The sequence below is a fragment of the Arenimonas sp. genome (assembly GCF_022842045.1).
GTDB lineage: Bacteria > Pseudomonadota > Gammaproteobacteria > Xanthomonadales > Xanthomonadaceae > Arenimonas.
The window spans coordinates 15,113-29,259 of sequence record NZ_JALHQI010000017.1; the positions used below are offsets into that span (position 1 = coordinate 15,113).

General features: G+C 69.0%; 11 protein-coding genes and 1 riboswitch. Of the genes, 5 read left to right on the forward strand and 6 right to left on the reverse strand.

All coding sequences use genetic code 11. The features are described 5' to 3' along the window. Positions 1–5: 5 nt before the first annotated feature. Positions 6–659 (reverse strand): protein-L-isoaspartate O-methyltransferase, encoded by a 654-nt coding sequence (locus Q0C12_RS05595; RefSeq protein WP_290887382.1) that lies wholly within the window; start codon positions 657–659, stop codon positions 6–8. Between the two features lie 205 nt (positions 660–864). Next, positions 865–1,512: a TetR/AcrR family transcriptional regulator gene (locus Q0C12_RS05600; protein WP_290887385.1), complete on the reverse strand. Its 648-nt coding sequence runs from the start codon at positions 1,510–1,512 to the stop codon at positions 865–867. An 89-nt stretch (positions 1,513–1,601) separates the two neighbouring features. Here Q0C12_RS05600 and Q0C12_RS05605 point away from each other — a divergent pair, with 89 nt between their 5' ends. The 4 genes from Q0C12_RS05605 to Q0C12_RS05620 all read left to right on the forward strand — a co-directional run bounded on the left by Q0C12_RS05605 (position 1,602) and on the right by Q0C12_RS05620 (position 8,683). Further along, positions 1,602–2,705 carry an efflux RND transporter periplasmic adaptor subunit gene (locus tag Q0C12_RS05605; protein ID WP_290887388.1) on the forward strand — a complete coding sequence of 368 codons (1,104 nt, stop codon included), beginning with the start codon at positions 1,602–1,604 and terminating at the stop codon, positions 2,703–2,705. Between the two features lie 12 nt (positions 2,706–2,717). Continuing rightward, a complete protein-coding gene (locus Q0C12_RS05610; protein ID WP_290887390.1) occupies positions 2,718–5,780 on the forward strand; it encodes an efflux RND transporter permease subunit in 3,063 nt (1,020 codons plus the stop codon). Positions 5,781–5,933: 153 nt separating this feature from the next. Then, a riboswitch (TPP riboswitch) is annotated at positions 5,934–6,031 on the forward strand. Positions 6,032–6,096: 65 nt separating this feature from the next. Further along, entirely contained in the window at positions 6,097–7,980 is a 1,884-nt protein-coding gene (gene thiC, locus Q0C12_RS05615; protein ID WP_290887393.1) for a phosphomethylpyrimidine synthase ThiC, read from the forward strand. 127 nt (positions 7,981–8,107) lie between these two features. Then, complete coding sequence (locus Q0C12_RS05620; RefSeq protein WP_290887396.1) at positions 8,108–8,683, forward strand: DUF4136 domain-containing protein; 576 nt, start codon at positions 8,108–8,110, stop codon at positions 8,681–8,683. Positions 8,684–8,788: 105 nt separating this feature from the next. Here Q0C12_RS05620 and Q0C12_RS05625 read toward each other — a convergent pair whose 3' ends face one another. After that, on the reverse strand, positions 8,789–9,892 hold the full coding sequence (locus tag Q0C12_RS05625; protein WP_290887399.1) for a hypothetical protein: 1,104 nt from the start codon (positions 9,890–9,892) through the stop codon (positions 8,789–8,791). 109 nt (positions 9,893–10,001) lie between these two features. After that, the gene (gene ppa, locus Q0C12_RS05630; protein WP_290887402.1) at positions 10,002–10,550 is read right to left on the reverse strand and encodes an inorganic diphosphatase; all 549 of its coding nucleotides are present in this window, start codon (positions 10,548–10,550) and stop codon (positions 10,002–10,004) included. A 169-nt stretch (positions 10,551–10,719) separates the two neighbouring features. Between ppa and Q0C12_RS05635 the strand changes: the two genes are divergently transcribed. Further along, positions 10,720–11,082 (forward strand): Hpt domain-containing protein, encoded by a 363-nt coding sequence (locus Q0C12_RS05635; protein ID WP_290887405.1) that lies wholly within the window; start codon positions 10,720–10,722, stop codon positions 11,080–11,082. Between the two features lie 112 nt (positions 11,083–11,194). Here the strand turns inward: Q0C12_RS05635 and Q0C12_RS05640 are convergent, their stop codons facing one another. Together Q0C12_RS05640 and Q0C12_RS05645 are read right to left on the reverse strand one after the other, a co-directional pair. Next, the gene (locus Q0C12_RS05640) at positions 11,195–13,231 is read right to left on the reverse strand and encodes a sodium-translocating pyrophosphatase (RefSeq protein WP_290887408.1); all 2,037 of its coding nucleotides are present in this window, start codon (positions 13,229–13,231) and stop codon (positions 11,195–11,197) included. Between the two features lie 224 nt (positions 13,232–13,455). Further along, positions 13,456–13,995: a DUF2846 domain-containing protein gene (locus Q0C12_RS05645; RefSeq protein WP_290887411.1), complete on the reverse strand. Its 540-nt coding sequence runs from the start codon at positions 13,993–13,995 to the stop codon at positions 13,456–13,458. Positions 13,996–14,147: the final 152 nt, after the last annotated feature.

Genomic DNA, 14,147 nt, shown 5'->3' on the forward strand with positions numbered 1-14,147 from the left:
GCTAATTAAAAGGCGAAGCGCGGCGCCGGGGCGGCGCCGTGCAGGTAGGGGACGTCGGTTTCGAACAGGCTTTCGCGGTGGAAGCCCTCGCCGCGGCGGGTGATGCGCAGGGCTTCCTGCACCGGCGAATCGCCGTGGATCACGAACAGGCGGCCGCCGGGCTTGAGCCAGGCGCCAAAGCGCTCGGGATCGGTGGCGACGGCCCCCGTGACGCAGATCGCGTCGAACAGGCGGCCGGGCTGCCAGGCGAACACGTCCGCGCACTCGAGCCGGACGTTGGTGACATGGTCGGAGGCCAGGCGCTGGCGCACGCGCTCGACGAAATCGGCGTGGCGCTCGACGCTGGTGACGTCGCGGGCCAGGGCGGCCAGGCAAGCGGTGATGAAGCCGGAGCCGGTGCCGATCTCCAGCACTTCGTCGCCGGGCTCGAGGTTCATCGCCTGCAGCATGCGGCCCTCGACCACGGGCTTCATCATCACCTCGCCGTGCTCGAGCGGCAGCGGCAGGTCGGCGAAGGCGAGCTTGCGGTGGCGCAGCGGCACGAAGTCCTCGCGGCGCACCGTCATCAGGGTGTCGAGCACGCGCGGGTCTAGCACGTCCCAGGGGCGCACCTGCTGTTCCACCATCGCGTGGCGGGCCTGCTGGAAATCAATCGGCATGTCGGCTAAATCCTTGAATCGCAAGGGTCGTGATTTTACGCCCCGCCCGGCGTCCGGCGGAAGGCAGGATGCAGGACCGGGAACGGCAATGGCGTGAATGCGTTGACCCGCACCGGTTCCGGCGGTGCATGGACAGGATGCTGGCGGCCCCGCGGGGGCCAGTAGTGCCGATAGTCACCGGAACGCCCGACACGGAAGGCATGGTTCAGGCGCCGCGGCGGCCGGGGCCGTAGGCGCGCAGGAACAGGTCGACCGTCGCCTCGAGGTGCTTGTCCACCGCGCCCGGATCCAGCGGCTCTTGGCAGCCGCAGGTCAGCTTGGCGTGGTGCTCGCCCTTGAGCAGGCAGAAGAACTGCGAGGCGGCCAGGCCGCAATCGGGGATGTGCAGCTCGCCGGCTTCGTGCTCGGCCAGGAGGAAGGCGGCCAGGGCTTCGGTGGTCCGCTTCGGGCCGGCCTCCCAGAACAGGCGCGGCAGGTGCGAATCGTCCGGCAGCTGGCGCGACATCATCCGGTGGATGTTTACGGCGTCTTCGCTGGTGATCAGGGTAAAGAAGGCGCGGGCGATCCGCAGCAGCTGGCCGCGGATCGGGCCCTCGAAGCGGGCCACGAACAGGTCGGAGGGCAGCAGGTCCTCGCAGCGCGCCTTCACGGCCTCGACGAAGAGGGTGTCCTTGTCCTGGAAGTGGCTGTAGACGGTGAGCTTCGACACGCCGGCGGCCTGGGCGATGGCGTCCATGCTCACCCCGTCGTAGCCGCGGGCCGGGAACAAGGCCTTGGCGGCGTCCAGGATGGCGGCGCGCTTCTCCAGGTCCTTGGGGCGGCCGGGGGCGGCGGGGCGGGTGGCTTCGGTCATCACGAGATTATTATTGAACTCCGCGGTTTGGTAAAGATAGTATACCCCTCGGTTCACTAAAGCCTGACTCCCCGATGAGCGCCCCCGCCATGATCCCACGTCTCCTTCTCCTCCTCGGCGTCCTCGCGCTCTTGGCTTGCGGCAGCGACGAGCCCGCCGAGGGCCCGGCCCGACCGGCCCTGGTCGTGCAGCCCGCCCCGGCTTCCGAAGTCCTGAGCGTCTACGCCGGCGAAGTCCGCGCGCGGCACGAGCCGGCCCTGGCGTTCCGCATCGCCGGCAAGATCACGCGCGTGCAGGTCGATGTCGGACAGGCGGTGAAGAAGGGCCAGGCCCTGGCCGAGCTCGACGCCGCCGACGTGGCGCTGCAGCTGGAAGCAGCGCGCGCCGCGCTGGCCTCGGCCGAATCGGACTACACCCTGGCCAAGTCCGAGCTCGAGCGCTACCAGAGCCTGCTCGACCGGCAGCTGGTCAGCCGCTCGCTGTACGACGCCCGCGTGTCCGCGCTGCAGGCGGCCGAAGCGCGCGTGCGCCAGGCCCGCGCCCAGGCCCGCGTGTCCGACAACCAGGCCGGCTACGCCGTGCTGCGCGCGCCCGCCGACGGCGTGATCGCCCGGCGCCTGGCCGATGCGGGGCAGGTCGTGGCCGCGGGCCAGACCGTCTTCATGCTGGCCGAGGACGGCGACCGCGAAGTGCTGATCAGCGTGCCCGAGCAGAACGCGGCCGACTTCAGCCCGGGCCGTGCGCTGGCGGTGGAACTGTGGTCGGCGCCGGGCAAGCGCCTGCCGGCGACGCTGCGCGAGATTTCCCCGGCGGCCGATGCGCAGGCGCGCACCTTCGCCGCGCGCGTGAGCTTCGAGGCCGGCGATGCCCGCGCCGAAGTCGGCCAGAGCGCGCGCGTGTATGCGCTGCAGGAGGGGCCCGCCACGCTTTCGGTGCCGCTGTCCGCGCTGGCCGAGAAGGACGGCGAGCCGGCGCTGTGGGTGGTGGATCCCGCGACCTCGACGGTGCGCCTGACGCCGGTGAAGACCGGCCCGTTCGGCGAAAGCCTGGTGCCGGTGGTGTCGGGCCTGGAAGCGGGCGAGTGGGTCGTGGCCGCCGGCGTGCACCTGCTGCTCGAAGGCCAGCGCATCAAGCCGATCGATCGCCAGAACCGACCGGTCGCGCTTGCGCCGGCCGCCGCCGCCGCGAACTGAGGCCCGTCCGCCATGGCCTCGAACTTCAACCTCTCCGAGTGGGCGCTGCGCAACCGGTCGCTGGTGCTGTACGCCATGGTGGTGCTCGCCATCGTCGGCTGGTTCAGCTACCAGCGCCTGGGGCAGTCGGAAGACCCGCCGTTCACCTTCAAGATCATGGTGGTGCGCACCTACTGGCCGGGCGCGACCGCCGAGGAAGTGGCGCGCCAGGTCACCGACCGGGTCGAGAAGGAAGTGATGGAGACCGGGCGCTACGAGTTCGTGCGCTCGTACTCGCGTCCCGGCGAGTCGCTGGTGATGCTGATGAGCAAGGACTCGATGGTCTCGCGCGAGCTGCCGCAGCTCTGGTACGACGTGCGCAAGAAGGTGGGCGACATCCGCCACACGCTGCCGGCCGGCGTGGTGGGGCCGTTCTACAACGATGAGTTCGGCGACACCTTCGGCAACATCTATGCGCTCTCGGGCGAGGGCTTCGACTACGCCACCCTGAAGGACTACGCCGAGCGCATCGAGCTCGAGCTGCACCGCGTGCCCGACGTCGGCAAGATCGAGCTGGTGGGCCTGCAGGACGAGAAGATCTGGATCGAGCTGTCGAACACCAAGCTGGCCACGCTGGGCGTGCCGCTGGAGCTGGTGCAGCGGGCGATCGACGAACAGAACGCGATCGCGCCGGCCAGCTTCTTCGAGACGCCGACCGACCGCGTGCAGCTGCGGGTGTCGGGGCGCTTCGACAGCGTGGAGCAGATCCGCGACTTCCCGATCCGCGTCGGCGACCGCAGCTTCAAGCTGGGCGACGTGGCCGAGGTCAGCCGCGGTTTCGCCGATCCGGCGGCGCCGCGGATGCGGTTCATGGGCGAGAACGCCATCGGCATCGCCGTGAGCATGCGCGCCGGCGGCGACATCATCCGCCTGGGCGACGTGCTGGACACCGAGTTCGCGCGCCTGCAGGAGAACCTGCCGGTGGGCATGACCCTGCAGAAGGTTTCCGACCAGCCCAAGGCCGTGCGCAGTTCGGTGGCCGAGTTCGTGCAGGTGCTGGCCGAGGCGGTGATCATCGTGCTGCTGGTGAGCTTCTTCTCGCTGGGCTTCCGCACCGGCCTGGTGGTGGCGCTGTCGATCCCGCTGGTGCTGGCGATGACCTTCGCGGTGATGCATTACTTCGGCATCGGCCTGCACAAGATCTCGCTGGGCGCGCTGGTGCTGGGCCTGGGACTGCTGGTGGACGACGCCATCATCGCGGTCGAGATGATGGCGGTGAAGATGGAGCAGGGCTACAGCCGCATGAAGGCGGCGGCCTTCGCCTACCAGTCCACGGCCTTCCCGATGCTGACCGGCACGCTGGTGACGGCGGCGGGCTTCCTGCCGATCGCCACCGCGGCCTCGAGCACGGGCGAGTACACGCGCTCGATCTTCCAGGTGGTGACGATCTCGCTGATCCTGTCGTGGATCGCGGCGGTGGTGTTCATTCCCTACCTCGGCTACAAGCTGCTGCCCGATCCCAAGCCGCACGGCGACGGGCCGACGCATGATCCCTACGCCACGAAGTTCTACCAGACGGTCCGCCGCTGGGTGACCTGGTGCGTGCGCCAGCGCAAGACCGTGATCGCGGTGACGGTGGCGGCGTTCGTGGCCTCGATCCTGATGTTCCGGTTCGTGCCCCAGCAGTTCTTCCCGTCCTCGACCCGGCTGGAGCTGATGGTGGACCTGGAGCTCGCCGAAGGCGCTTCGCTGCACGCCACCGAAGCCGTGGCGCAGCGGCTGGAGGCCGAGCTAAAGACCCGCGAGGACGTCGAGAGCTACGTGGCCTACGTCGGCACCGGCACGCCGCGCTTCTACCTGCCGCTGGACCAGAAGCTGCCGCAGGCGAACTTCGCGCAGTTCGTGGTGCTCACGCCCGACATCGCCTCGCGCGAAGCGGTGCGGCAGTGGCTGATCGGGCTGTTCGACGAGAAGTTCAACGACGTGCAGGCGCGCGTGTCGCGGCTGGAGAACGGGCCGCCGGTGGGCTTCCCGATCCAGTTCCGCGTCTCGGGTGAACACGTGGACGACGTGCGCCGCATTGCCCACCAGGTGGCCGACAAGGTGCGCGCCAACGAGGCCGTCACCAACGTCAACCTCGACTGGGACGAGCCCAGCAAGGTCGTGCGCCTGCAGATCGACCAGGCCCGCGCCCGCGTGCTGGGCATCAGCTCGGCGCAGGTGGCGGCCTTCCTGCGCGGCTCGCTGTCGGGCACCACGGTCAGCACCTACCGCGACGGCAACGAGCTGATCGAGATCCTGCTGCGCGGCCCGGCGCAGGAGCGCGAGCAGCTGTCGCTGCTGGGCAGCCTGTCGGTGCCGGCCGGCAACGGCCGCAGCGTGCCGCTGTCGCAGATCGCCACGCTGGAGTACGGCTTCGAGGACGGCATCATCTGGCACCGCAACCGCCTGCCGACGATCACCGTGCGCGCCGACATCTACGGCGAGAAGACCCCGCCCAGCGTGACCGCCGAGATTCTGCCGACGCTGGAGGAAATCCGGCTGGCGCTGCCGCCGGGCTACCTGCTCGAGACCGGCGGCACGGTGGAGGACTCCAACCGCGGCTCGGCCTCGGTGGCCGCCGGCGTGCCGCTGTTCCTGTTCGCGGTGACGACCCTGCTGATGCTGCAGCTGCGCAGCTTCCCGCGCACGGCCATGGTGCTGCTGACCGCGCCGTTGGGCCTGATCGGCGTGGTGCTGTTCCTGCTGGTGTTCCGCGTGCCCTTCGGCTTCGTGGCGATGCTGGGCACGATCGCGCTCAGCGGCATGATCATGCGCAACTCGGTGATCCTGGTGGACCAGATCGAGCAGGACATCGCCGCCGGGCACCCGCCGGCGCAGGCCGTGGTGGACGCCACCGTGCGCCGCTTCCGGCCGATCGTGCTGACTGCGCTGGCCGCCGTGCTGGCGATGATCCCGCTGTCCCGCAGCGTGTTCTTCGGCCCGATGGCCGTGGCGATCATGGGCGGCCTGATCGTGGCCACCGCACTGACCCTGCTGTTCCTGCCGGCGCTTTATGCCGCGTGGTTCCGCGTGCCCCGGCCGGCCAGGGTTTGAAGATTGGCCACGGATGAACACGGATAAAGGCGGATGAACACGGATAAGAGTGGATCCATTTGATCCTGGTCCGTGCTTACTTGTGTTTGTCCGTGTTCATCCATGGCAAAAGAAGCCGCCCTCGCATCGCGCCGGCCCCCGTGGTTCAATGTGGGCCTGAAGCGGGGGTGCCCAAGCGTGACGCGGGCTGAGAATGACCCTTCGAACCTGATCCGGCTAGCACCGGCGTAGGGAGCTTCGTGGCGCTGGCCCCGTGCCCGCGCCCCGGCGCCGCCGCTTCGTTCCGCCCCGCCCGGGGCTCCAAAGGACGAAACGCATGAACGCCCTGCCCACCGAGCTGCTGCGCCAGGCCCAGCAGCTGTCCGAATCCGTGACGCGCCCGATCCCGGGCTCGCGGAAGATCCACGTCGAAGGCTCCCGCCCGGACATCCAGGTCCCGATGCGCGAGATCGCGCTGGACCCGACCCCGCGCATGTACGGCATCCAGGAGCCGAACGCGCCCTTCGTCGTCTACGACACTTCGGGCCCGTACAGCGACCCGAACGCCAACATCGATCTGGGCGCCGGCCTGGCGCCGCTGCGCGCGCAGTGGATCGCCGAGCGCGGTGATTCCTCGCCGCTGCCCGGCCTGAGCTCGGAGTTCGGCCGCGGCCGCGCCGCCGACCACAGGCTCGACAGCGTCCGCTTCCCGGCCCTGCGCCCGCCGCGCCGTGCGAACGCCGGCGCCAACGTGAGCCAGATGCACTACGCCCGCCGCGGCATCATCACGCCGGAGATGGAGTACATCGCCATCCGCGAGAACCAGCGGATCGAGGCCATCAAGGAGGCCCACCTGCTGCGCCAGCACCCGGGCGAGGCCTTCGGCGCCAGCATCCAGAAGTTCATCACGCCCGAGTTCGTGCGCGACGAGGTGGCCCGCGGCCGCGCGGTGATCCCGGCCAACATCAACCATCCGGAACTCGAGCCGATGATCATCGGCCGCAACTTCCTGACCAAGGTGAACGCGAACATCGGCAACAGCGCGGTCTCCTCGGGTATCGCGGAAGAAGTGGAAAAGCTGGTCTGGTCGATCCGCTGGGGCGCCGACACGGTGATGGACCTGAGCACCGGCAAGAACATCCACGAGACCCGCGAGTGGATCCTGCGCAACGCGCCGGTGCCCATCGGCACGGTGCCGATCTACCAGGCGCTGGAAAAGGTCGACGGCAAGGCCGAGGACCTGACCTGGGAGATCTTCCGCGACACGCTGATCGAGCAGGCCGAGCAGGGCGTGGACTACTTCACCATCCACGCCGGCGTGCTGCTGCGCTACGTGCCGCTGACCGCCAAGCGCGTGACCGGCATCGTCAGCCGCGGCGGCAGCATCCTGGCCAAGTGGTGCCTGGCCCACCACAAGGAGAATTTCCTCTACACCCACTTCGAGGAAATCTGCGAAATCATGAAGGCCTACGACGTGACCTTCTCGCTGGGCGACGGCCTGCGCCCGGGCAGCATCGCCGACGCCAACGACGCCGCGCAGTTCGGCGAGCTCGAGACGCTGGGCGAGCTGACCAAGATCGCCTGGAAGCACGACGTGCAGACCATGATCGAGGGTCCCGGCCACGTGCCGATGCACTTGATCAAGGAGAACATGGACAAGCAGCTCGCCGTCTGCGGCGAGGCGCCGTTCTACACCCTGGGCCCGCTGACCACCGACATCGCGCCCGGCTACGACCACATCACCAGCGCCATCGGCGCGGCGATGATCGGCTGGTTCGGTACCGCCATGCTCTGCTACGTCACCCCGAAGGAGCACCTGGGCCTGCCCGACAAGAACGACGTGCGCGAAGGCCTGATGGCCTACCGCATCGCCGCGCACGCCGCCGACCTCGCCAAGGGCCACCCCGGCGCCCAGGCCCGCGACAATGCGCTGAGCAAGGCCCGCTTCGAGTTCCGCTGGGAAGACCAGTTCAACCTCGGCCTCGACCCGGAGCGCGCCCGCGAGTACCACGACGAGACCCTGCCCAAGGACGCCCACAAGGTCGCCCACTTCTGCTCGATGTGCGGTCCGCACTTCTGCTCGATGAAGATCACCCAGGACGTGCGCGAGTACGCCGCCAGCCAGGGCGTCACCGACGAAGCCGAGGCGCTGGAGAAGGGCATGGCCGAGAAGGCCGAGCAGTTCCGGGCCCAGGGCGCGCAGCTTTACCGGCGAGACTGAACGGGTTGCACCACTCGTCGCCCGCCGCCCGCCGGCGGCCGGCGGTTCCCGGGTCGGCTCAGCCCTGATTCATGCCGGGTCGACCGGCCGCGTGCTAGTTTCGCGGCATCCAACCGGGAGGTGCGCCATGTCCGTTTCACGCCTTTGGCAGGCCGTTGCCCTGCTGTCCGTCGTCCTGCTGGCCGGTTGTGCCACCGGGCCGCGCATCACCACCGACGCCGACCCGTCGGCCGACTTCGCGCGCTACCGCAGCTTCGCGTTCTACGAGCCGCTGGCGGTGGAGACCGAGGGCTACTCCACCCCGTCCAGCAGCCGCATGAAGGCTGCGGTGCGCCGCGAGATGGAAGCGCGTGGCTACGTCTACGACGAGTCCGCGCCCGACCTGCAGGTCAACATCAACGCCTACGTGGACGAGCGCACCGACGTCTACAACACCCCGCAGATGGAAACCGCGCTGTACTACAGCTATCGCGCCCGCTCCTACGTGGCGGTGCCGTACTGGACCCACCGCACCGACGTCTACCGTTACGCCGAGGGCACGCTGAACGTGGACCTGGTGGACGCGCGCGAGAAGGCGCTGGTGTGGGAGGGCGTGGCCGTGGGCCGCATGGCCCGCCTCAAGCCCGCGGAGCGGGCGGCGCGGATTGATTCGACGATTGCCGATATCTTCGCGGAGTATCCGCACCGGGCCGGCGGTCGCTGATCGCAGGCGCCGTCATCCGGGCCAGGAAAAAGCCGCCCCTCGGGGCGGCTTTTGCGTTTCGTGCGATCCGGCCGGGATGCCTGGCCTCGCCGCCCGGACCTGCAGTCAGCGGCCGGGAACGCGGCAGCAGACCGCTTTCGGGATTGCCTGCTGGGAGAGGGAGCTGACGTTCTTCACGAAGATCTGCACGGACGTGGCGCTGACGTAGGAGTCGGCCATCACCACGTCCTGGCTGGCGGTAATGGAGGTGCTTACCGCCGAGTACCCCGTCGGGCAGTTGACCGTCGACAGCAGTGCGTACTCGCCCGCCGTGAGCGTCCGCAGGGCGCCGTCCACGCTGGTGCACTGCAGGGCGGTCGCCATCGGCGCCGAATAGAACCCGACGATGTCGGCGACGAAGTGGGCGCCGGCGAAGGTGTAGATGGTGAAGTCGCTGCTCGTGAGCGGCGTGGGCAACTTGACCACGATGGCGTTGTTGACGACCGCGCCGGCGGTGTAATTCACGCTGGAGGCCAGTGGCCGCGCCGCGCCGAACGGGTAGGCCGTGGCGAAGCCCGCGCTGGACGGGGTCACGGCGGTGAGGTTGATCACGACCGCCGCCTGCCCCGCGGCCACCATGCCGCAGTCGGTGGCGCTGCCGCCCTGGCTGGTGAAGTTGCCGCCACCGCCCACCACTGCGTTGAAATCGCGGCTGCCGTCGCTGGCGATCTGGCCGCCGGCCACGCGCGTGTCCAGGATGCGACAGGGCGTGACCGGCGTGAACACTAGGTCGCTGGCGGCCGAACCCAGCGCCTGGGTGCCCACCTGCGCGTCGGTGAGGCGCGGGTCGAGGCTGGCCCGGGCCATGGAGTCAATCACCTGGTCGTCGGAAGCGCGGCTACCCGCGCCGTTCAAGGCGGCCGTGGCGCCCTCGTACGTGGTGCGCCGGAGCGCGTCGCGGAAATTGTCCGGGTCGGCATGGATGAAGGTGGACACCATGCGCTGGGCCCAGGCGTCCACGGGCACGCCGTAGACCTGTTGCACGTAAGGGCCCCACTTGCGCACGAAGGCCCGGGTCATGGCCCCGCGTTCGGCGGGGCTCAGCGGGCCGGAGGCGGCCTCGGCCTGTAGCCCGGGCTTGGGGTGCCCGGAGCCGGCCTCGAGGGCGGGAGAAAAGCAGGCCGTGCCGACGGCCAGGAGCGTGACGGCGATGCCAAGGGTGCACTCCATGGTGGATTCCTCGTTGGGTGGCCTCCTGCCAACGTAGGCGCTCCACCGTTCCGGCCAAAGAAAAAGCCACCCGGTCGGGTGGCTTCATCCTGGTTCGCGCGGTGGGGGGTCAGAAGTTGAGCTTCTCGGGGCTCGCCTCGAACCGCTCCACCGAATCGGTGATCTCGCGACGGGCGGCGTCGGCACCTTCCCAGCCATCCAGCTTCACCCACTTGCCCTTCTCCAGGTCCTTGTAGTGCTCGAAGAAGTGGCCGATGCGCTCGAGCCAGTGCGGGCTGACCTGGGTGATGTCGTGGATGTGCGAGTAGCCGCCGAAGACCTTGTCGACCGGCACGGCCAGCAGCTTGGTGTCCTCGCCCGCCTCGTCCTTCATCTTCAGCATGCCGACCGGGCGGCAGCGGATCACCGAGCCCGGGATCAGGGGCAAGGGCAGGATGACCAGCACGTCCACCGGGTCGCCGTCGCCGCACAGGGTGTGGGGGACGTAGCCGTAGTTGCAGGGGTAGCGCATCGGCGTGGACAGGATGCGGTCGACGAAGATCGCGCCCGTGGCCTTGTCCACTTCGTACTTGACCGGCTCGGCATCCTTGGGGATCTCGATGACGACGTTGATTTCGTTCGGCACGTCGCGGCCGGTGGGCACCAGGTCAAGGGCCATGGGGAAAACTCCTGCTTTGCCCGGGGGAGGGCTGATCGTGGGGGCGCAAAGGATACGGGAAAGGCCTGGAGCCCGCACTCGGCCCTCCTGCAGGGGTGTCCAAAGGTGGGGCTGGTCAGCGCCGGGGCCAGCGGCGAGAATGCCGACTGGTCGAACGGAAACCCCCGCCATGGCTGCTCCGTCCCTGCTCGAACCCAAGGCCCTGGAACTGCTGCGCATGCTCGACCGCGACCGGCCGGGCTCGTTCAGCGAGTTCGTGCGCATGTTCGTGCACGAGGCGCCGGACCTGGTGCGCAAGATAGAGCAGGCGCACGTGGCCCGCGACCCCGACGCGCTGGGCAAGGCCGCCCACTACCTGCGCTCGGCCGCCCTGGCCATGGGCGCCAGCGAGCTGGTCGGGGTCTGCCAGGGCCTCGAGCACTTGGACGACGCCCAGATCGCCGACCCGGCCATGGCCGACCGCTTGAACGAACTGCGCCGCGCCGTTCGCGACTCCCTGATCCTGCTGCTCCAGGAAGTCCCCCAGATCTGAAGAACGGGGTCAGGTTCAGTTCCTGGAAATGAAGAAGCCCCGGTTTCCCGGGGCTTCTCTTTTCTGGCGGAGGGGTCAGGAACTGAAACTGACCCCGTTCTGCCGTTCTGGATCACAGCATCGGGATCAGCAGCAGGGCCACGATGTTGATGATCTTGATCAGCGGGTTGATGGCCGGGCCCGCGGTGTCCTTGTACGGGTCGCCGACGGTGTCGCCGGTGACCGCGGCCTTGTGGGCCTCGCTGCCCTTGCCGCCGTGGTGGCCTTCCTCGATGTACTTCTTGGCGTTGTCCCAGGCGCCGCCGCCGGTGCACATCGAGATCGCCACGAACAGGCCGGTCACGATGGTGCCCATCAGCAGGCCGCCCAGGGCGTCCGCGCCCAGGATCAGGCCGACCAGGATCGGGATGAACAGCGGCAGCATCGACGGGATGATCATTTCGCGGATCGCCGACTTGGTCAGCAGGTCCACCGCCTTGTCGTACTGCGGCTTGCCGGTGCCTTCCATGATGCCGGGGATCTCGCGGAACTGGCGCCGCACTTCCTCGACCACCGCACCCGCGGCGCGGCCTACCGCCTGCATGGCAAACGCGCCGAACAGGTAGGGGATCATGCCGCCGATCAGCAGGCCGATCACCACGTTCGGGTTGTCGATCGAGAAGTTCACCTGCTGGCCCGACTCCTGCAGCTTGTGGGCGTAGTCGGCGAACAGCACCAGCGCGGCCAGGCCGGCCGAACCGATCGCGTAACCCTTGGTGACGGCCTTGGTGGTGTTGCCCACCGCATCGAGGGCGTCGGTGGTCTTGCGGATTTCCTTGTCCATGCCCGACATCTCGGCGATGCCGCCGGCGTTGTCGGTGATCGGGCCGTAGGCGTCCAGCGCCACCACCATGCCCGCCATCGACAGCATCGAGGTGGCGGCGATGGCGATGCCGAACAGGCCGCCGAGCTCGTAGCAGCCCCAGATCGCGGCCACCACGGCCAGCACCGGCGCCGCGGTCGACTTCATCGACACCGCCAGGCCGGCGATCACGTTGGTGCCGTGGCCGGTCTCGGAGGCCTTGGCCACCTGCTGCACCGGGCCGTACTCGGTGGCGGTGTAGTACTCGGTGATCACCACCATCGCGGCGGTCAGGCCCAGGCCGATCAGGGCGCAGTAGAACAGCGGCATCGCGGCGCCGTTGGCGAACATGCTGTCGGTGACGAAGTAGAAGGCCACCGCCGCCAGCACGCCCGACACCGCCAGGCCGCGGTAGAGCGCGTTCATGATCTTGCCGCCCTCGCGCACCTTCACGAAGAAGGTGCCGATGATCGAGGCGAGGATCGACACCGCGCCCAGCACCATCGGGTAGAGCACGCCGGCCCAGCCCCAGGTGGTGTAGAAGATGCCGGCGATCAGCATCGCGGCGATCACGGTGACCGCGTAGGTCTCGAACAGGTCGGCCGCCATGCCGGCGCAGTCGCCGACGTTGTCGCCCACGTTGTCGGCGATCACGGCCGGGTTGCGCGGGTCATCCTCGGGGATGCCGGCCTCGACCTTGCCCACCAGGTCGGCACCGACGTCGGCGCCCTTGGTGAAGATGCCGCCGCCCAGGCGCGCGAAGATCGAGATCAGCGAGGAACCGAAGGCCAGGCCGATCATCGGCTGCAGCGCGGCGTTCACCGCTTCGGCGCTCTGCACGCCGCTGCCGCCCAGGATGTACCAGAAGTAGCCGGCCACGCCGAGCAGGCCCAGGCCGACCACCAGCATGCCGGTGATGGCGCCGCCCTTGAAGCTGACGTTGAGCGCGGTGTTGAGGCTGACCGTGGCCGCCTGCGCCGTGCGCACGTTGGCGCGCACCGAGACGAACATGCCGATGAAGCCGGCCGCGCCGGACAGGATGGCGCCGATCGCGAAACCGATGGCCGTGGGCCAGCCCAGCACCGGCACGAAGCCGATCACCAGGAACAGCACCACGCCGACGAAGGCGATGGTCATGTACTGGCGCCGCAGGTAGGCGCCGGCGCCTTCCTGGATGGCGGCGGCGATGGACTGCATCTTCTCGTTGCCGGCCGGCTGGCCGACGATCCATTTCGCGACCACGATGCCGTAAAGGATGGCGATCGCCGCACAGGCGAGCGCGAGGTGCAAACCGTATTGCTCGAACATGTAAACCCTCCCCAGAGTTCAGACACGGAACAAACATAAGCGGCCGATTGGCCGCCTCGCCCGAGTATGTCAAAGGGGGGAGGGGGAAGCCACACGGCCCCGGGGAGGGCGCTGGGCCGAGGGGCGGGGCGGGTGCGGGGCCCGGATTTGGCCCGGGGGAAACGTGAACGGCCGACCCCTCGGGGCCGGCCGTTCCGGTCTGCGGGGCGGGGCCCCGGGTCGGGTCAGTCGACCTTCATGCCGGTGCGGTCCTTGAGCTTCTTCGCGTTGTGCTCGTCGAAGGTGGCCTGGTCGGACGGCGCCAGGTTGCCGTTGCCCGCCATCACGCCGAAGGCGATGCTGGCCATCACGTAGTAGGTTTCCCCGGCCTCGACCTCCACCACGACGGTGTCGTCGCGGCCTTCGGACTTGGCGTAGTACTCGTGCGTGCCGGCCGGCACGTCCACGGCGAAGAAGCTGCCGTTGGGAAGCTTGCCCAGCACCTGGTCGCCTTCGCGAACCTTGAATGTGATGGCTGCACCGGTGAACTTCTTGGGACGGAAGAAGATGATGCGGCCGGTGCCGGCGGCTTCGGCGGGGGCGGCTTCGGTCGCCGCGGCCTCGGCAGGCGTGGCCTCCGGAGTGGCTTCGGCGTCAGCCGGCGCAGCGTCGGCCGGGCCCTGCTCCTCGGCCACCGGGGCGGCGGCGTCCTGCGCCGAGGCGCCGGACGAAACGAGGAGGGCGAGCGCAAGCGAGAAAGCGGAAAGCGCGTGGCGAAGGGTCATTGTTCTGTTTTTCCTGTGGGCATGACGGACGGGTCGGGTTCGGGCGCCTGGCCGGGGTCCGCGGGTTCCGGCAAGACGGGCAGTTCGACCGCGTCGCGAAGCTTCGCGGTCACCCGGCTGCCCGCCGGGAAGACTTTCTCGCCGCCGCGGAT

What these genes read in the sequence shown, in the direction of transcription:
- Q0C12_RS05595 (WP_290887382.1), bottom strand. Translation starts at nt 659, where the DNA reads ATGCCGATTGATTTCCAGCAGGCCCGCCACGCGATGGTGGAACAGCAG.
- Q0C12_RS05600 (WP_290887385.1), bottom strand. Translation starts at nt 1,512, where the DNA reads ATGACCGAAGCCACCCGCCCCGCCGCCCCCGGCCGCCCCAAGGACCTG.
- Q0C12_RS05640 (WP_290887408.1), bottom strand. Translation starts at nt 13,231, where the DNA reads ATGTTCGAGCAATACGGTTTGCACCTCGCGCTCGCCTGTGCGGCGATC.
- Q0C12_RS05645 (WP_290887411.1), bottom strand. Translation starts at nt 13,995, where the DNA reads ATGACCCTTCGCCACGCGCTTTCCGCTTTCTCGCTTGCGCTCGCCCTC.
- ppa (WP_290887402.1), bottom strand. Translation starts at nt 10,550, where the DNA reads ATGGCCCTTGACCTGGTGCCCACCGGCCGCGACGTGCCGAACGAAATC.
- thiC (WP_290887393.1), top strand. Translation starts at nt 6,097, where the DNA reads ATGAACGCCCTGCCCACCGAGCTGCTGCGCCAGGCCCAGCAGCTGTCC.
- Q0C12_RS05610 (WP_290887390.1), top strand. Translation starts at nt 2,718, where the DNA reads ATGGCCTCGAACTTCAACCTCTCCGAGTGGGCGCTGCGCAACCGGTCG.
- Q0C12_RS05635 (WP_290887405.1), top strand. Translation starts at nt 10,720, where the DNA reads ATGGCTGCTCCGTCCCTGCTCGAACCCAAGGCCCTGGAACTGCTGCGC.
- Q0C12_RS05625 (WP_290887399.1), bottom strand. Translation starts at nt 9,892, where the DNA reads ATGGAGTGCACCCTTGGCATCGCCGTCACGCTCCTGGCCGTCGGCACG.
- Q0C12_RS05620 (WP_290887396.1), top strand. Translation starts at nt 8,108, where the DNA reads ATGTCCGTTTCACGCCTTTGGCAGGCCGTTGCCCTGCTGTCCGTCGTC.
- Q0C12_RS05605 (WP_290887388.1), top strand. Translation starts at nt 1,602, where the DNA reads ATGATCCCACGTCTCCTTCTCCTCCTCGGCGTCCTCGCGCTCTTGGCT.